The 17451-nt window shown below is 71.1% G+C and carries 18 protein-coding genes; 5 read left to right on the forward strand and 13 right to left on the reverse strand.

The genetic code is table 11. The features are described 5' to 3' along the window. The first annotated feature begins 94 nt into the window (after positions 1-94). Positions 95-511, forward strand: coding sequence for a hypothetical protein (locus ACFY36_RS24915; RefSeq protein WP_499748337.1), 417 nt, complete (start codon positions 95-97; stop codon positions 509-511). A gap of 368 nt (positions 512-879) precedes the next feature. On the opposite strand, the gene ACFY36_RS24920 is transcribed toward ACFY36_RS24915, so the two are convergent. From ACFY36_RS24920 to ACFY36_RS24945, 6 genes are all read right to left on the reverse strand, one after another. Continuing rightward, entirely contained in the window at positions 880-1392 is a 513-nt protein-coding gene (locus ACFY36_RS24920; RefSeq protein ID WP_499748338.1) for a hypothetical protein, read from the reverse strand. 274 nt (positions 1393-1666) lie between these two features. After that, positions 1667-2473: a prenyltransferase/squalene oxidase repeat-containing protein gene (locus ACFY36_RS24925; RefSeq protein ID WP_499748339.1), complete on the reverse strand. Its 807-nt coding sequence runs from the start codon at positions 2471-2473 to the stop codon at positions 1667-1669. A 106-nt stretch (positions 2474-2579) separates the two neighbouring features. Beyond that, positions 2580-3761 carry an adenylyltransferase/sulfurtransferase MoeZ gene (moeZ, locus tag ACFY36_RS24930; RefSeq protein WP_499748340.1) on the reverse strand — a complete coding sequence of 394 codons (1182 nt, stop codon included), beginning with the start codon at positions 3759-3761 and terminating at the stop codon, positions 2580-2582. 106 nt (positions 3762-3867) lie between these two features. Next, positions 3868-4758 carry a DUF3152 domain-containing protein gene (locus ACFY36_RS24935; protein ID WP_499748341.1) on the reverse strand — a complete coding sequence of 297 codons (891 nt, stop codon included), beginning with the start codon at positions 4756-4758 and terminating at the stop codon, positions 3868-3870. Positions 4759-4825: 67 nt separating this feature from the next. Further along, on the reverse strand, positions 4826-5788 hold the full coding sequence (locus tag ACFY36_RS24940) for an alpha/beta fold hydrolase (protein WP_499748342.1): 963 nt from the start codon (positions 5786-5788) through the stop codon (positions 4826-4828). Further along, positions 5785-8754, reverse strand: a complete 2970-nt coding sequence (locus ACFY36_RS24945) for a hypothetical protein (protein WP_499748343.1) — start codon at positions 8752-8754, stop codon at positions 5785-5787. Before ACFY36_RS24945 ends, ACFY36_RS24940 begins: the two co-directional genes overlap by 4 nt. 143 nt (positions 8755-8897) lie before the next feature. Here ACFY36_RS24945 and ACFY36_RS24950 point away from each other — a divergent pair, with 143 nt between their 5' ends. The 3 genes from ACFY36_RS24950 to ACFY36_RS24960 all read left to right on the forward strand — a co-directional run bounded on the left by ACFY36_RS24950 (position 8898) and on the right by ACFY36_RS24960 (position 12057). Beyond that, positions 8898-9557, forward strand: a complete 660-nt coding sequence (locus tag ACFY36_RS24950) for a TetR/AcrR family transcriptional regulator (protein ID WP_498656919.1) — start codon at positions 8898-8900, stop codon at positions 9555-9557. Between the two features lie 37 nt (positions 9558-9594). Then, positions 9595-9819 (forward strand): DUF3107 domain-containing protein, encoded by a 225-nt coding sequence (locus tag ACFY36_RS24955; RefSeq protein WP_498656917.1) that lies wholly within the window; start codon positions 9595-9597, stop codon positions 9817-9819. A 258-nt stretch (positions 9820-10077) separates the two neighbouring features. Then, positions 10078-12057, forward strand: a complete 1980-nt coding sequence (locus tag ACFY36_RS24960; protein WP_499748344.1) for a DEAD/DEAH box helicase — start codon at positions 10078-10080, stop codon at positions 12055-12057. Positions 12058-12085: 28 nt separating this feature from the next. On the opposite strand, the gene ACFY36_RS24965 is transcribed toward ACFY36_RS24960, so the two are convergent. Further along, positions 12086-12385, reverse strand: a complete 300-nt coding sequence (locus ACFY36_RS24965) for a DUF2470 domain-containing protein (RefSeq protein ID WP_498694257.1) — start codon at positions 12383-12385, stop codon at positions 12086-12088. A 1-nt stretch (position 12386) separates the two neighbouring features. Beyond that, the gene (locus tag ACFY36_RS24970; RefSeq protein ID WP_499748345.1) at positions 12387-13046 is read right to left on the reverse strand and encodes a biliverdin-producing heme oxygenase; all 660 of its coding nucleotides are present in this window, start codon (positions 13044-13046) and stop codon (positions 12387-12389) included. A 94-nt stretch (positions 13047-13140) separates the two neighbouring features. Here ACFY36_RS24970 and ACFY36_RS24975 point away from each other — a divergent pair, with 94 nt between their 5' ends. Beyond that, a complete protein-coding gene (locus ACFY36_RS24975) occupies positions 13141-14271 on the forward strand; it encodes a class I SAM-dependent methyltransferase (RefSeq protein ID WP_499748346.1) in 1131 nt (376 codons plus the stop codon). On the opposite strand, the gene ACFY36_RS24980 is transcribed toward ACFY36_RS24975, so the two are convergent. The 5 genes from ACFY36_RS24980 to ACFY36_RS25000 all read right to left on the reverse strand — a co-directional run bounded on the left by ACFY36_RS24980 (position 14268) and on the right by ACFY36_RS25000 (position 17408). Then, positions 14268-15365: a DUF8832 domain-containing protein gene (locus ACFY36_RS24980; protein WP_499748347.1), complete on the reverse strand. Its 1098-nt coding sequence runs from the start codon at positions 15363-15365 to the stop codon at positions 14268-14270. The two genes, ACFY36_RS24975 and ACFY36_RS24980, sit on opposite strands and share 4 nt — an antisense overlap. Next, complete coding sequence (locus ACFY36_RS24985; RefSeq protein ID WP_499748348.1) at positions 15358-15570, reverse strand: heavy-metal-associated domain-containing protein; 213 nt, start codon at positions 15568-15570, stop codon at positions 15358-15360. Before ACFY36_RS24985 ends, ACFY36_RS24980 begins: the two co-directional genes overlap by 8 nt. Positions 15571-15591: 21 nt before the next feature. Continuing rightward, positions 15592-15897: a metal-sensitive transcriptional regulator gene (locus ACFY36_RS24990; RefSeq protein WP_499748349.1), complete on the reverse strand. Its 306-nt coding sequence runs from the start codon at positions 15895-15897 to the stop codon at positions 15592-15594. A 69-nt stretch (positions 15898-15966) separates the two neighbouring features. After that, positions 15967-16377 carry a zinc ribbon domain-containing protein gene (locus ACFY36_RS24995; RefSeq protein ID WP_499748350.1) on the reverse strand — a complete coding sequence of 137 codons (411 nt, stop codon included), beginning with the start codon at positions 16375-16377 and terminating at the stop codon, positions 15967-15969. Next, positions 16293-17408, reverse strand: coding sequence for a transposase (locus ACFY36_RS25000; protein ID WP_499748351.1), 1116 nt, complete (start codon positions 17406-17408; stop codon positions 16293-16295). The genes ACFY36_RS24995 and ACFY36_RS25000 overlap by 85 nt, the downstream gene beginning before the upstream one ends. Between the last annotated feature and the right edge of the window lie 43 nt (positions 17409-17451).

Consider the following 17451-nt stretch of genomic DNA (forward strand, 5'->3'; position numbering starts at 1 on the left):
GCGCAGAGTCAGCCGACTGGGGATTCGGCGACGCCGCCAGCTCAGCCGGATATTTCGGGCTTGCCCGAGATTTCGGTTTGCGGACGATGCGGGCTTGGCGGACTTTTACGACCCTGTTGGCAAAGCCGAAGGAGACGGGGCGGACGAAGTCCTTGAGGATGCCGGCGCCGATGGCGAGGCCGAGGGCAATGACGGCCGCGGCGACATTGAGGGCGGCGACGGCCGCGGCGAGGCTGTCGGCTCGGGCGCGTCGGACGGCTTGGGCGCGTTGGACGACTCCGGCGGGTTGGACGGCTCGGGCGCGTTGGAGGACTCCGGCGGGTTGGACGGCCCGGGCGTATGGGTCGACTCGGGTGAACTCGACGGCTCGGGCCGGGCGGGTGACGTTGGCTTGTCCACTGCGGTCGGCTCACTGCCCACGCGGATCGGTGCGCTCACGCCCGGCGGGGAGATCCAGTTCTTTCCGGCTACGGCGACGATTTCGTACGACCACAGGCCGGCCCCGACGTGACGGTCCGTGCAACTGCTCTTCGTCACCAAGCCGCCGCAGCTGCCGGCCGCGCTGACTGTGTGTCCGGTCGACCGATCGATGCGTGTCACCCGATAGCCGCGGATCGGTACCCCTGTCGTGTTCGGCCAGTCGACCTTCACCCGGGAGCCGCTCACGGCCGTCACCGGTGATCCGGTGCGGGGCAGCTCGGCCGCCCGCACGACGGCCGGGCCGTCGGTGGTCGCGTCCCAGTTGGCCAGGGCCGCCGCCGGGGTGGTCAGCACAGTGAGCGCCATCAGGCCGGCGCCGATCGCGGAACGAGGCATTCTCATGGGTATCTCCGGAGAACGGGCCGGCGGCGAGGATCGCTCCCCGCCGCCGGAGCCGGATCAGCTGGCGTTGCTGGCGGCGGTGACGGCGACCGGGATGCTGAAGGTCGCGCCCTGGCAGCCGTTCTCCGAATTGTTGATCATGCGGACGGCGTCCTTCAGCTTGAAGGTCCGGGTCTGGCCGGCCTTGAGGTCCAGCTCGAGGCCGGCGAGAACGCCGTTGGTGCCGACCGGGCCGGTGCTGAAGTCACCGAAGTAGACGCCGGTGTTGTTGCACGTGCTGCCGGCGACCGGGGTCGCCGCGACGCCGTCCGACGGGGTCCAGGCGATCTTGCTGATGCGGACCGGGTACTTGTTCGGGTTCTCGACCTTGATGTACGCGTCGCCGGTGGCGCCGGGGAACAGCGAGGCGTCGGTCGTGGCCTGGGTGACCACGACGTTCGTGCCGGTCTCGGCCTTGGCGTAGGCCTTGCCCGTGGTGTTGGCGTCCCAGGCGGCGTACGAGACCCCGACCACGCCCACGGCGGCGATGGCGGTACCGGCGACGACGGCGCGCTTGATTGACTTACGCATGATGGCGTTCCTCCAGGTAAGGAGGCGCCGGTTTCGCTACTGACTCCCCGCCGGACTGGAGCGACCATCTTCATCGCCCAGCGGATCTTCGCCTCGCCTCGGCCCTCGCTGGGCCTGCCATCACTATGCCGGTCTTGTCCGGGACAGCCCATAAGCCGTTATTACGGAGCGTGATGTCGCTCGGGTAGCGGGACGGTAGCCGAGCAGGCACATTGGGGTGCAGCTTGGTTGCAGCACTTGACCCTGTGTCCGACCTGTGCGGGCACTGAGAGTTTCAGCGGCAGGCGCGGAGCACGGTCAGCGTGGTGTTCACGTCGAAGATCGGGCCCTCGGCGCTGTCCCAGCCGCCGTCGGTGCGCTGGGTGTCGCCCAGCCGCTTGCGCACGCTCTGCAACAGCCAGTCGTCGCCCAGGTTCATCCGGCGCAGCGCGGCCGCCATCGAGGCGATGTCGGCCGGCGACATCTCCGGCAGCCGGTCGCCGAGGACCAGCTGAAGGCGGGCCGACTCGTAGAAGTACTGCTGGCCGTGCAGCAGGCCGGCCGCGTGCCATCCGGCGGCCAGGAAGGACGGCCACGTACCGTCCGGGCGCAGCTGGACGACGACCCACCGGGCCGCGGCGGCCAGCGCCGAGCCGTACCGGGCCGGCACGTCGAGATGGGGGTGGGCCTCGAACTCGGCCACGGTCATCCAGAAGCCGGCCAGGGCCGTCAGGTAGAGGGTCGCCTCGGGATCGCCGGGCATCGCCCACGCCGGCGCCTCGCCGGCCAGCGACTCGTCCTCCTGCCAGGTGCCGTCCTGGCGCTGCACGGTGGCCAGCCAGGCCAGCGCGCGGTCGACCGGCTCGCCGTGCAGGCCGCCGAGGTCGTCGAGCTCGTTGAGGCGGAACGCGGTGGCGTCGATCGAGGGGGTCGAGGCGTCGGCCGCCGCGGGCCATCCCCCGCTCTCGAGCTGACCGGCGACGATGCGCTCGATCACCTGCGGGTCGGGACGCTGCCCCGTGCGCAGGTAGGACAGCCGCGCCCGCTCGACCGGGTCCCCGTGCGCCACGACATACCCGATGGCGGCGTCGATATCTACCACTCCGGTGACGCTACAACCACGGGACGCGTTCCGCTGTGCCGTCTCGGCCGGTAATCACGCTGGGGAATCGATGGACGACTCCCCAGCGTGACACCCGATGGGTGTATCAGTACGACGGCTGTGACGGGTCGACGGTGTTGACCCACGACACGATGCCGCCCTGGACATGCACGGCGTCCTTGAAGCCGGCCGCCTTGATCGCGGCCAGCGCCTCGGCCGAGCGCACGCCCGACTTGCAGTGCAGCACGATCTGCCGGTCCTGCGGGAAGCGCGACAGCGCCTCGCCGGACAGGATCTCGCCCTTGGGGATCAGGACCGAGCCCGGGATCCGGTTGATCTCGTACTCGGCGGGCTCGCGCACGTCGACCAGGAACACGTCCTTGCCGGCGTCCTGCCAGTCCTTCAGCTCACGGGCGGTGATCGTGGCGTCGAGCGTGGCCTCCTGGGCCTCGTCCGAGACGGCGCCGCAGAAGTCCTCGTAGTCCTCGAGCAGGTCGGTGACGGTCGGGTTGTCACCGCAGAGCGCGCAGTCCGGGTCCTTGCGAACCTTGATCTTGCGGTACTCCATCTCGAGGGCGTCGTAGACCATGAGCCGGCCGACCAGCGGCTCACCGATGCCGGTGATCAGCTTGATGGCCTCGTTGACCTGGATCGAGCCGATCGACGCGCACAGCACGCCGAGGACGCCGCCCTCGGCGCAGCTCGGCACCATGCCGGGCGGCGGGGGCTCCGGGTAGAGGCAGCGGTAGCAGGGACCGTGCTCCTCCCAGAAGACCGAGGCCTGGCCGTCGAAACGATAGATCGAGCCCCAGACGTACGGCTTGCCGAGCAGCACCGCGGCGTCGTTGACCATGTAACGCGTCGCGAAGTTGTCGGTGCCATCGACGATCAGGTCGTACTGGCTGAAGATCTCCTTGACGTTGTCGCGGTCGAGCGCGGTGTTGTGGATGACCACGTTCACCAGCGGGTTGATCTCGCGAATGCTCGCCGCGGCGGACTCGGCCTTGGGCCGGCCCACGTCGGAGACGCCGTGGATGACCTGGCGCTGCAGGTTGGACTCGTCGACCGTGTCGAAGTCGACGATGCCCAGCGTGCCCACGCCGGCCGCGGCCAGGTAGAGCAGCGCCGGCGAACCGAGACCGCCCGCGCCGACGACCAGGACCTTGGCGTTCTTCAGCCGCTTCTGACCGTCCATCCCGACATCCGGGATGATCAGGTGCCGCGAATAGCGGCGGATCTCATCGATCGACAGCTCTGCGGCCGGCTCGACGAGCGGGGGCAGTGCCACGTTAACTCCCCGGGTTGACGGTAAGGATCGGGACCCATTGTCGCTCGTACCGGCCGATGGGGGCCATGACAATCACCACCGGCCCGACATGCGGGATGCGGGAATTTTAGATGGCCGGTCCGGTGAAGATCTTGCCGTTGCGCGTGGGCCACGCGTAGGCCGTACAACCTCGCAAGGTCAATGTCTGTTGCACCATCACCGGAGCCGGTCCGCCGGCCTTGGGGCAGTTCTGATGGTGATGTCCGAGCTCGTGGCCGACCTCGTGGTTGATCACGTACTGCCGATAGACGCCGAGGGAGACCTTTGCTTTGAGGTACGGCGGCGCGGAGAGCCGCCAGCGATCGAGGTTGATGATGGCGCGCCCGGTCGTGCGGCACGAGGTGTACGGGACGCCGCCGACCCGGATGTTGGTGCCGCCCTGAAGGCACATCTTGCCGGCGGTGTCGCGGGTGGCCAGGAAGACCGTGAAGTCGGCCTTCTCCGCGCCCGGGACCATCTGGAGCCGCAGCTGGCCGGTGCCGGTCCAGCTGCGCTTGTCACCCAGCGTGCCGGCGACGGCGGCCGCGAACTCGGTCACGTTCTCGCCGCTGCCCCGCTCGACGGCCACCTTGAAACGGCGCAGCGGCCCCTTCGTGCCGATCACCGGGCCGCGCGTGGCGGCGTACGTGAAAACGCCCGGACCGTGCGTGGGCGGCGGGGTGGCCTTCGTCGGCGCCGGCTTGGTGGTCGCTTCGATCAAAGGCGCCGTGGTCGCTTCGTTCAAGGGCGCCGTGGTCGCTTCGATCGAAGGCGCCGGCGAGGAGGAGTACGTCGGTGAGGAGGCGACGACGGGCGCGGACGAGACCGAGGGCGCGGCCGACGCCGGGTTGCCCTGCTCGATGCGCCGGCCCACCGCGAAGCCCGCGGCAACCACGATGACCAGGGCGAACACCACAAGCCACCAGCGCCGCCACCGATCGGGACGGTCTCTTCGCGGTGCCGGTGCTTCGTCGATCATCGTCCGCCAGCCTCGCACACGAGGCCGGGGACTGTCGCACCGTATGGATCTTGTGTAGCCGGTTTCGCTATCGGCCGACCGGGGCCGCGACGTCGTCCAGCATGCCCACGACGGCGCGGGCCACCAGGCGCGGCACCTCCATCTGGGCGACATGACCGACGCCGGGCAGGATCAACAGGCGCGAGTCCGGGATCGTACGGGCCACCTGCACCGGCACCCGCGCGTCGACCAGCTTGTCGTTGAGGCCGCCGATGACCAGCGTCGGCGCCTCGACCCGGGCCGCGAGACGCCATTGCGAGTTCTCCCCCGGCAGGTACGCCCGCAGGAAGCTGGAGACCAGTCCGCGCAGCGTCCCGAGATAGGCCTTCGGATAGTGCGCGACCGTGTAGCGGAGCTTGATCTCCTCCATGGCCTCGGCCCGGCGCTGCGGGGTGACCTTGCTGGTGTCGCCGAAGCACGCGGCCAAGACCTGCTCGGCCATCTCCTCGGCGGTCAGCCGGGCCATTCCCCACGCAAGCAAGCGATGGGCACGCGGCAAGGCAAGCAAGGGCAGGACAGGACCTTGCGCCGTACGCCGTGGGTCGAGGAACGGCATCGCGGGTGAGATCAGAGTGAGGGTCCGCACGAGATCAGGGCGCAGAGCGGCGACCCGTACGGCGATGGACCCGCCCAGTGAGTTGCCGACCAGATGGACCGGGCCACGGCCGTCGTGCTCGAGATATCCGATCAAGGTGGCGGCGAACGCGGGGATCGAATAGCGCGGGCTCGGATCGCTGTATCCGAAGCCGGGCAGGTCGACCGCCTGCGCGTCGAACCGCTCGGCGAGCAGGCCGGCGACGTCGGTGAAGTTCTGCGACGAACCGCCGAGACCGTGCACGTAGACGGCCGGCTCGGCGGTGGAGCTGGTGCCGGGGGTGTCCCGGACGTGCAGCATCGCCCCGCCGATCGTGACCCTGCGGGCGGGCCAGGGTGCTGGTGCTTCGCCCTCCGGCAGCAGTGCGCCGTCGGGAGCCAGGATCGCGCCTCTCATCTGGTCAAGAGTGCCTCAAGCCGGCGGTTGACCGCGGCCAGAGTGGCCCGGACCATCGCGTGCCGGTCGTCGCTGGTCACCACGGCCGAGCCGGCCAGCTGCTCCACCCAGCCGCCACAGGACAGCAAGAGCACGACGACGGCGACCTGGGATGCTCCGAACGGGACGGCGGCGGCGTGCTCCACAAAGCAGCGGGCCGGCCCTTCGGGATGTTCGGAGGTGGCCAGCAGTTCGTCGACGGCGCCGGCGGTGGCCATGGCGCAGAGCCGCAGCAGATAGCCGTCCACGGCCGGGCCGGTGGCCACACCGGACGCGGTGCGCGGGCCGACGGCCAGCTTGACCTCGACCGTGGCATCGGCGCCGAAGGTGTTGACCTGGACGTTCTCGATGACGACGCGGGGACCGGGATGCTCGCCGGGATAGAGCGGGCGGGGCGGGCCGCAGTCGAGGCCACTGGGTACGACCTCGGCCCCCTCCAAGGTCTCGGAGGTGTCCGGCTTGGCGTGCTGCGCCAAGATCTCACTCCGGCGCGACACCGGCTCGGCCGATCGCGTGGGGGTCGCCGTTGCCTGTGGGGCGGCGGCGGCCCGGCCGCCCGGGCGCGTCGTGGTGTCCGACCGTGCCGTGTCGGAGCGCGTGCCCCGATCCGACCGCGCCGAGTCCGAACGCGCCAGCGTGTCGGGCCGGCCCAGCGTGTCGGGCCGGCCCAGCGTGTCGGAGCGGCCCTGGTCCGAGCGCGCTGTGTCCGCCCGCGCCCCCGCATCCTGGCGTGTCGGATCTGGGCGTGTCGGATCGAAGCGCGTCCCCGGGTCCGAGCGTGCCGGTGTGTCGGGGCGCGTCGCCGCGGCCGGCGGGGAGGAGACGGGCGCCAGCTGCTCCGCCGGGCTGATCGGCGGCGCTGAGGCCGGCGCCGGGAAGGAGCGAGCGGGAGACGTCGGCGCCGTGGACGACCGGGAGGGTGACACCGGGGCTGTAGACGACCGGGCGGGTGACACCGGCGCCGTGGACGATCGGGCGGGTGAGACCGGCGCCGCGGAGACCTGCGAGGGAGCCGTCGAGCCCGAAGAGGACGTCGGCGTGGAAGTCGGCGTGGAAGTCGGCGAGGCCTCGGAGGACCAGGCGGGAGATGTCGGCGCCGTCGAGGGCCGGGAGGAAGGGGCCGGCGCCTCGGAAGACCAGGCGGGAGACGTCTCGGGAAGGCGGGCGGAAGGCGTCTCGGAGGACCAGGCGGGAGAGGCCGGGCCGGCGGAGGGGGCGGAGGTCCGGGCCGGGGAGACCGGGGCGGCGGACGCCGGGGCCTGCGAGGTCGTCGGCGCGTGGGAGGCCGTGGGCACCTGTGGGCGGGCCCGGGGAACGAGCGCGGACGGTGAGACCGGCGCCGGGGCCGGTGAGTCGGCCGGGGGCGGGGTGGGCTGGCCCTCGCCCTGCATGGCGGCGTCGAGGCCCATCCGGTCCTGGAGCAGGCGGGCGACCTGGCGGCTCACCTCGGCCGGGTCGGCGCCCTCGGCCAGGTCGAGGCGCAGGCTGTGCGCGCCGGCCGGGGTGGAGCGCAGCGAGGCGTCCCGGACACCCTCGACCTCACGGACCGCGGCGAGGATCGCTCGCACGTCGAAACCCTCCTGGCGTTCCTCGACCGGCAGCACGTCACCGCGGCGCAGATGGGTGGCGATCCGCGCCAGCGCGGGCGTCTCGGCGGTGGGCTCCACCAATGGCGGCTCCGGAACCTGGGGCACGTCCGGCTGGGCCGGCACGCGCTGGGGCAACCCTCGCGGGTCGGTCTCGCCGGCCCGGCTGCCGAATCCCCCGAACGGCGGCTCGTACGGCGCCGGGGTCGGCGGCTCGTAGGACAGGCGGCGCGGGAAGCTCGACGGGTCGTACGCCGGGCGGGACGGCTCGGGCTCCTCGGCGGCGGCCTCGGGACGTACCCGCTCGACCCGGGGAACGCCCTGGGCCGGGGTGTTCAGAGCGTGCCGCGCCGGCTCGCCGGCGTCCCAGTCGGGGCGTCGGGCGTCGGGCGCGGCCGGGCGGACCATCGGCACGGCGGAGCGCTGCCGGGCGATCGGCGGCGGGGGCGGCGCGTCCTGCGTCTCGTCGAGGTCACCCTCGTACGGATAAGGGGGTGCGCTGTTGGGTGTCGGCACATCGAAGCGGCGCAGCGACATGAGCGGGTCGCCGGTACGCAGGCCGGGCTCGCGGATCTCGCCGGTGCGCAGGCCCGGCTCGCGGATCTCGCCGGTGGTCATGCCGGGATGGGCGGGCGCGCTGGTCTGCGCGATCGGCGGCGGCGAATTGGAAAGGCTCTGCGGGCGCGTCTCGGACGACAGCGCGCTCGCGCCGGCGAATGAGGCGCCCGTGCCGGACGACGGAGCGCTCGCACCGGAAAACGAGGCGCCCGTGCCGGAGAAAGAGGCGCCCGTGCCTGAGAACGAGGCGCCTGTGCCGGACGACGGGGCACTCATGCCCGAGGACGGGGCGCTCGCGCCGGAATACGGGGCGCCCGCGCCGGAGGACGGGGCGCTCGTGCCGGAGGACGCGGCGCTCGTGCCGGAGGACGGTGCGCTCGCGTCGGACGAGGGGGCGCTCGTGCCGGACGACGGGGCCAGGTGGGAGAGGAGGTCGCTGTAGCGGGGGCGGTTGTCCCAGCGCGGCGCGGGTGACTCGGGCGCCACGGACGGGGGAATCTCGCCGGTGCGGCCGGCCTCGACGAAGCCGGGCGGGGCGGGTGCGGGCGCACTCGAAGCGGGGACGGCCGATGACGGAAATGCCGGATTACGCGGGAACGCTCGGCTCTCGGCCCCGGAACGGCGCCACGCCGGCACCTCGGACTCCGGATCGGCCGCGGGACCCTGGTAGGACCAAGGGCTGTCGGAGGTCGCCCAGCCGTTCACCCTGGTGCGCTCACGCGACTCACCACCGTCGCCGCTCTCCGCGGCTCCGGTGTCTCCGGAATGCCCTGATTCATCCACCGCGCGCTCCTCGCTCCGCCCCCGCTGAGGCTACCGTGTGGTTGCAGTGGCGATAAGTTGCAGCGGCGCGACAATTGCCCGACGACAGCATCACACGCCGATCCGGGCAATCCGAGCAGGCTCCCCCTGGAGGTTCGACAGATATGACCGCTGCATCCGGCGGGGCCCAGACCGCACGGCCGACCCGGCTGCCGCGCTCCGCGCGCCGCAAGCAGCTGCTGGCCGCCGCTCAGCAGGTCTTCGTGGCGCACGGCTACCACGCGGCCGCGATGGACGACATCGCGGAGAAGGCCGGCGTCTCCAAGCCCGTCCTCTACCAGCACTTCCCCGGCAAGCTGGAGCTCTACCTGGCGCTGCTGGACACGCACTGCGACGCGATAATCGCCAAGGTTCGTGACGCCATGCTCGCCACGGCGGACAACAAGGAGCGGGTCAAGGGCGCCGTCCGGGCGTACTTCGACTTCATGGACCACGAGAGCGAGGCGTTCCGTCTCGTCTTCGAGTCCGATCTGCGCAACGACGCCCAGGTGCGGCAGCGGGTCGAGCGCGTCGAGCAGGGCTGCATCGCGGCCGTCACCGACACGATCATCTCCGACACCAACCTCAGCGGCGACCAGGCCGAGCTGCTCGCGTCCGGCCTCGTCGGCGCGGCCGGACAGTCGGCCCAGTTCTGGCTGGCGAACGGCCGGCGTACGCCCAAAGCTGAAGCCGAAGCGCTCGTAGCTGCGCTGATCTGGCGCGGGATCGCCAGCTTCCCGCTACAGGGCGGCACATCGGGGGGCGCGGCGGCGGAAATCGGATAGCCTTGCCAGCGGTAAGACCGCGAAAAGGGAGGGCCCCGTGGAGGTCAAGATCGGCGTGCAGCACACGCCGCGTGAGCTGGTGCTCGAGAGCGCGCAGACCCCGGCGGAGGTCGAGCAGGCCGTGACCGAGGCGATGGCCAAGGACAGCGTCCTGTCGCTCACAGATGAAAAGGGCCGCAAGGTGATCATTCCGATCGCCAAGGTGGCCTACGTGGAGATCGCCGAGTCGAGCAACCGGCCGTTCGGCTTCACCTCGCGCTGATTCGCTTCAGCACCGCACGAGGGCGCCCCTTCATTTCGAGGGGGCGCCCTCGGCGTATATCCGCTCTGAGGTGCACGATCGCGGAGTCAGGTAGAATGGCGTAGTTGCCGTCGACGTCGATCTCCTCCGATCGCCATCTCCACTGATTGTGGCGGCCAACGCGCGCGCGGCCCGCTTTTCCAGCGTGTGGCCCGCGCCCTACCCATACCGCGCCCCAGACTTCCACGGGCGCACCACGAGAGGCACCCGTAAAACTTCATGACCGACATCGAGTCCACTGAACCCGCACTGGTACCAGTCACCGATCGCGCTCCGGTCCGCGTCGACAGCCCCACCTTCGCCGAGCTGGGCGTCCGTGCCGAAACCGTCGAGGCGCTGGCCAAGGCCGGCATCACCCGGGCCTTCGCCATCCAGGAATACGCGCTGCCCATCGCGCTGCGCGGCACCGACCTGATCGGCCAGGCGCCGACCGGCACCGGCAAGACCCTCGGCTTCGGCCTGCCCATCCTCGAGCGCATGACCGCGCCGTCCGAGGGCGCCGACGGCAAGCCGCAGGCCCTCGTCGTCGTGCCCACCCGCGAGCTCGGCCTCCAGGTCGCCCGTGACCTGGCCGCGGCCGGCAGCACCCGCGGCGTGCGCGTCCTCCCGATCTACGGCGGCGTCGCCTACGAGCCGCAGGTCGAGGCGCTCAAGAAGGGCGTCGAGATCCTGGTCGGCACGCCCGGCCGCCTGCTCGACCTGGCCAAGCAGAAGCAGCTCAAGCTCACCTCGATCAAGGCGCTCGTGCTCGACGAGGCCGACCGCATGCTCGACCTGGGCTTCCTCGAGGACGTCGAGAAGATCCTGGCCATGCTCCCCGAGCAGCGCCAGACGATGCTCTTCTCGGCCACCATGCCCGACCCGATCGTGGCGCTGTCCCGGCGCTTCCTGCACCACCCGGTGACGATCCACGCCGGCCACACCGCCGACAGCGCCGCGTCGCCGCTGACCAAGCAGGTCGTCTACCGCACCCACCCGCTGAACAAGCTCGAGATGGTCGCGCGCATCCTGCAGGCCAACGGCCGCGGCCTCACGATGATCTTCACGCGCACCAAGCGGGCCGCCGACCGGGTCGCCGAAGACCTCGACTTCCGCGGCTTCGCGGTCGCCGCGGTGCACGGTGACCTGAACCAGGGTGCGCGCGAGCGCGCCCTGCGGGCGTTCCGCACCGGCAAGATCGACGTGCTCGTGGCCACCGACGTCGCGGCCCGCGGCCTCGACGTCTCCGGCGTCACCCACGTGATCAACTACGACTGCCCGGAAGACCCCGAGACGTACACGCACCGCATCGGCCGCACCGGCCGTGCCGGCGCGACCGGCGTCGCGGTGACCTTCGTCGACTGGGAGGACATGCCCCGCTGGGTCCTCATCGACAAGTCGCTGGGCCTGAACATGCCGCAGCCGCCGGAGACGTACCACACGAGCCCGGCCCTGTTCAGCGACCTGGACATCCCGGCCGACGTCTCGGGCACGCTGCCGACCGCCGACCGCAGCCGGGCCGGCCTGTCGGCCGAGGTCGAGGAGGACCTGGGCGGAGGAGGACGCCGTCGCCGTGACGGCGGCGGACGGGGCGACCGCGACCGTGGGCGCGGTGGACGTTCACCGCGTGGCGGATCGGCGCCGTCCAGCTCGGGCCCGTCCAGCTCCGCGCCTTCGAGCGGCGGCGATGACGAGGCCGAGCGTCCCAAGCGCCAGCGCCGTCGTCGCCGGGTCTCCGAGCCGGGCGCGGACGCCCCGGCGGCCACCGAGGCGATCGACTCGGACACCGCAGGCTCGCACACCGCAGGCTCGGTTGCCACAGGCTCGGTAGCCACAGGCTCGGTAGCCACCGACTCGGACGCCACCGGCTCGGACCAGGCGGAGGTCAAGCCCCGGACCCGGACCCGTCGCCGAGTGTCCACGCCGATCTTCTCCGACAGCACCGACACCGAGCCCACCGCTTCCGACATTTCGGAAATCTCCGAATCGTCGGCTCCGGAGGGGGACGACGAGGGCGCGCCGCGCCGCCGCCGTCGCCGTGGCGGCCGGGGAAGCCGTGGATCCGGCTCGGGTTCCGCGACCGAGGCGACCGACGCGCCTGAGGCAACCAACGCGACTGAGGCAACCAACGCGCCTGAGGCAACCAACGCAACCGAGGCAGCCGGCGCTCCGGCCGAGATGACCGGCGGCTCGGAAGCCGGCGTGGGAACGACCGCCTGATTCCGTACTACCGAAAGAGCCCCGTCACTCAGTGGCGGGGCTCTTCGTTCAGGGCGGCGCAGGCGTCCCGGTACATGCGGACTGCCTCGGCCCGCACCTGACGGCGTTCGGTGAGGTGCTCCGAGAACGGTATGCGCACCGGCACCTCGATCCCGTCGACCACCGCGGCGAACTCCATCGCGTCGGCGTCCAGCCCGGACATCCGGGCCGCCGTCGCGGTCGGCATGCCGCCGAGCGCGCGCACGATCAGCACGTTGTCCTCGGCGTGGTCGCCGTTCATGTGGTGGGCGATCTGCTCCACGACCTCGGGAGTGAACGGGTCCGTCATGTCAGCTCCATTTGTGCTGCAACTCGGTCAGCAGGTCGATATTGAGGCGGTACGCCTCGGAGACCTCCGCGATGAACTCGTTCTGCTCGGGGTGCGACCAGGGCACACCGTCGAGCAGGCCGCGGTAGTGCGCCTTGAACGCCTGCGGGTCGACCCCGGCGAACTGGAAGAACCGGTGTCCGTCGGGGCTCGGCAAGCCGTACGCCCGGGCAATCGCCGGTCCTAGGTACTGGCCTCCGGAAAGATCGCCGATGTAGCGCGTGTACTGATGCGCCACGAAGCCCGTCGAAGCGCGGAACGCCACGTCACGCAACCGCGTGCAGTAGACGGTCGTGGCGGGCAGCGCGGTCGCCTGGTCCAGCCAGTTCGGGCCGTACAGGAAACGCAGGTCGGCCTCGAGCGAAGGCAGGCGCCGCAGCTCGGGAAAGAGGAAGGTGGCGACGACCGGATCGTCGGCCATGGTCGTGGCGGCCGACTCCAGCGCCTCGTAGATGAACCAATGCTGCGCGGTCAGATCGGCGTAGGCCTCCCAGGCCAGACGGCCGCCCGCGAGGGCGTCGAGGAAGCCGCTGCGCTGCGCGGCGTCATGCCAGGCGCTGGTGCCGCGGCGCACGCGGACGGAGAGCCGGTCGGCCCCGGGCGGGTCGGCCATCAACGACATCGACGTGGCACCTCGCTTCTCGCGCCGACAGCCTAGTCTTTTGCCACGGCAAGCACTTGCGAGGGTGCCCGCCGCTCCGAGGCATTATTGAGGGATGCCCCAATCGCTCGACGACGCCCTGGCCGAGGTCCGGGACATGATCCTTGCTCCCGGTCTCACCCGTGCGGTGGCGGCGGGCAAGCGTCGTGGTCACACCCCATCAATCGTTCGTGCCGAGGTACGCCCGGTGACGCTCAAGGCCGGGCCGAAGTTGCAGATCGTGACCAACGACGGTTCCCGTCCGTTCACCCGCAACGTCGACCCTTCCTCGCCGGCCATCGACGAGCTGCTCAGCGAGCCTTTCGGCAACTGGCATGTCGAGTCCTCGACGGGCACGCTGCAGCTGCGTGTCACCAAGAAGGGTGACGCACAGGTGCACCGATCGGCCGCCGTTGCCGCCGCTCCGGCGACCAGTGAGCACGACCGGGCCAAGCAGTGGCTGCTCGATCCGGGCGACCCGCTCTTCAAGGTCATCGGTGGCAACGCGGCGAAGCGCCGCCAGGTCGACGCGTTCCTGAGGTCCCTGGCCGCCGCGCTGCCGGCCGAGCTGCCGTCGCCGCTGCGCGTGGTCGACCTGGGCTGCGGAAACGCCTATCTGACGTTCGCCGCGTACCGCTATCTCACCGGGCGGGGCGTGAAGGTCCAGGTCGTGGGGGTCGACGTCCGGGAGGACCAGCGGGTACGCAACACCGAGGTGGCCGCCGAGCTGGGATGCGCCGAGGACGTCACGTTCGTGGCGGGCACGATCGAGGACGCGGAGCTGCCGTTCAATCCCGATCTGGTGCTCGCGCTGCACGCCTGCGACACGGCCACCGACCAGGCGCTGGCCCGGGCCGTGAGCTGGAACGCCGAGTGGGTGCTGGCCGCGCCGTGCTGCCACCACGACATCGCGGCGCAGCTGAAGGGCCGCCCGGCGCCGGCCCCGTTCGGCGAGCTGACCCGGCACGCCATCATGCGCGAGCGGTTCGCGGACGTGCTGACCGACTCGCTGCGGGCCGGCCTGCTGCGGTTGCGCGGCTACAAGGTCGAGGTGGTCGAGTTCATCGACTCGGCCCACACGCCCCGCAACCTGCTGCTGCGCGCCCGGAGGACGACGACTCCGCCCACCGACGCGCAGCGGGCGGAGTACGAGGCGCTCACGACCCAGTGGGGCGTGACGCCGGCGTTGGAGAAAATGCTCTCCTAGTCGACGCGCGCGGTCCACGCCGCGGTGTGGACCGCGCCGGCAACCTGGAAGTCGAAGAACATCCGATAGGCGCCGGCGCTCGGCAGAGCCAGCCAGAACTTGACCTTGCCGTCGACCAGCTGCGTCTCCGGGTGCACGTGGACGTACGCGAGGTCGCCCTCCCGCATGACCACAAGATGCCCGAACGCGCCGAGATAGGGGTCGAGCCGGGCCGGTTTGCCGTCGGCCCCGGTGACGGTCATCAGGATCGGCTGGGTCGATCGGGTGTCGGGTTTCCCCTCGTACGCGACGTGGAAGCCCCCGGTCTCCGCATCAGCCGTGGGAGCGGGCAGGGCGACCGGGGCGTAGTCGCCGGCGACGGTCAGATCGGCGCCGAGCGTGGTGGCGGTCTCCTGTCCACCGACGACAGCGGTGAAGTCGGCGATCATCCGGTAGATCCCCGGCTCGGCCAACGTGAGATCGATGCCCCAGGTGCCGTCGGACGCCATGGTCGGATGCAGATGCTGGAAGCCGCTCAGATCCCGCCGCACCACGATCAAATGCAAGGGCTTGTCATGCACGATCGCGTACGTCGTGACGGCCGCCCCACCGGAGCCGGTGATCTGGAAACTGAGCCGTTGCGCCTTACCGGCTTGGAAAGAAGTCCCCTTCGGAACAAGCGTCAGCCCACCCGAGCTGAGCGAAAGCCCACCGAAGGCCGCGCCCGAGGTGGAGGCGGAGCCGGTGGCGCCGCCCTGGCTGACGGTCCCGTCGGTGTTGTGCACGTGGGGCTGGTTCTCGTTGACCGTCATGCCCGGCATCCCGGGCATGCCCGTGCCGCCGCTGCTCGGTGGCGCCGAGGCCGAAGCGGTCGAGTTGTTGAGCCGCCCCAGCCCGTACCCCGCGAAGAGCACGACGATGAGCACCGCCCCGAACGCCGCCAGCCGAAACCCGGCCCGATCCCCCGCCGGCGTCTCCACCGGCGGCTCGTCGTGGCTCGCGGGCTCCGCTTCCGCCGGCGTGCCCGCCACTCGGGCGGCCCGGCGCGCGCCGACGATGCCCAGAACGACAGGCTCATCGCCGGCGGCCGGCTTGCCCGGTGGGTCGTCAGGCATGCGCGAGCTCGTAGCCGGCCTCGTCCACAGCGGCACGCACCGCGTCGTCGGTGAGCGGGGCGTCGCTGGTCACCGTGACCGCGCCCGAGGCAAGGTCGACCTGCACGTCCCCCACGCCCGGAAGCGCGGAGAGCTCGCCGGTCACCGCCTGAACGCAGTGTCCACAGGTCATGCCGGTAACGGTGTAGGTGCTGGTCACAGCCATCGCAGAGCCTTTCACAACAAGTCAGGAACGAACGAGCCGAGCGATCGCGTCAGACGCCTCTTTGACCTTGGCACTGGGATCCCCGGCCCGAGCCGCGTCAACCACGCAGTGGGCGAGGTGATCCTCGAGGAGCCCCACCGCCACGGCTTGAAGAGCGCTCTTGGCAGCGGAGATCTGAGTCAACACGTCAATGCAGTACGTGTCCTCGTCGACCATCCGCTGAATCCCGCGAATCTGCCCCTCAATACGCCGAAGGCGCCCCAGCAGCGCAGCCTTGTCACCCGAATACCCATGTGGCCCATGCTGCACCGTCGCCTCGTCGGACATAACCCAAGCATACCCCCTACCCGTATAGTTACCACCCACACGTCCGGTGCAATGCCGCGGGTGGCTGCTCTAGTGCGGTGTCCACGAACGTTCGCCGGATGGGTTCCGGTGGTGTTGTGGATCCTCGCCCACAGAGGTGGACGAGCGACTCCCCACCAGTGCAGGTGGGGCGGGCCTCCGCCGGCCAACTGACCCGCCGGCCGCCGCCCGTGGGTGGCGGCGGGGGTCACGCCGTGCTGGTCCGGCACCGGGCAGGTGCCGTCCGGCTCGACGGTGCCTGACTACCTGCGCTGGCGCTGGGGTGCAGGTGGTGGTGACGTCGCCCGGGGTGCGGGCGGCGATGGTGAACGCCGCGGCGAGGTCGCGATGCCCGGCGAACTGACAATGCCGGCAGGTCATGGTCCTGCCGCGCGGTTTGGTGATCTTCTTGGCGCAGTGGGGGCAGGTTGACGAGGTGCCGCGTTCGTCGACCAGATGCACCGGATTCCGGCCAGGGCGGCTTTGTCTTGCAGGATTTGCAGGGTGCGGCCGATCTGCCATTGCCGGAGCCGCAGGTTGTTCCGCCGCCCGACCGCCAGATCGAGCACACCACGCGGGTCCCCGACGGTCAGCGTGCCGATCCGGTGCTCGACAGCCCAGCCGACCACCGTTGTGGCGGCCTCGTGTAAGGCCTGCCGGATCCGCCGGTGGTGCCGGCCTTCGGCCAGCCGGGCCCGGCGGCGGGTCTTCCGCCAGCGCCGTGACCCCCGCTGACCTTTGCTGGGTGCCCGGCTGGCGGTGGCGCGGCGGCGGGCTTTGGTGTCGGCCAGATGCAGCCGGTGCTCGGCCCTAATCGCGCGGCCGGAGACCAGCAGCGCCGCACCGTCGCGGGTGGCGACCGCGAACGGGTGGATGATCCCGCAATCCACCCCGGCGGCCCGGCCCGGATCAGGTCGCTGCCCGGCCGGATACGTGGCGATCGGGAGTTCGGCGGTGACGTCGATGCACAGTCGGCCGTCGGCGAACAGCAGGGTCACCGACCGCACCGTCTCGGCCGGATACGGCACCAGCCGATCCAACCGCACGGTCAACGGCGGCCGGCCCTGCGCTACCGGCAGCCGCAACCGGCGGCCCTCGACGGTGAAAGTGCCGTGGTACCAGCGGATCGGCATCAACGAGCGCCGGCGGCGCGGGAACCGCACCTCAACGGCGCCGGCTTTGCGGCGGGCGGCCGCGGAGAACCAGGCATCCGAGTAACGCCGTAACACCGACCGGGCGCCCACGCTGTCGAGTTCACCGAACGTGCCCGGCCCGGACTGGGCCAGCAGGCGGCACAGCTCCTGGAAGCTTGCCGCCGGGGCGTCCCCACGCCGGCGCCGCCAGCCGTTGACCTCTAGCACACACGCCCACACGTCCCCGGCGGAGCGCAGCAGGCCGAAGCAGCGTTGGCGTTGGGCTCGGGTCAGGCGTAGGCCAACCCGGGCGGTGCGGTGCACGACCGGATCGAGGCTAGCGCCACGACGTCTAGGCATGGAGCAAGGATGCCACGGCCGTCGAACCCGGTCAACGTTCATG

It is taken from the genome of Actinoplanes sp. NPDC000266, assembly GCF_042899005.1.
Taxonomy (GTDB): domain Bacteria; phylum Actinomycetota; class Actinomycetes; order Mycobacteriales; family Micromonosporaceae; genus Actinoplanes.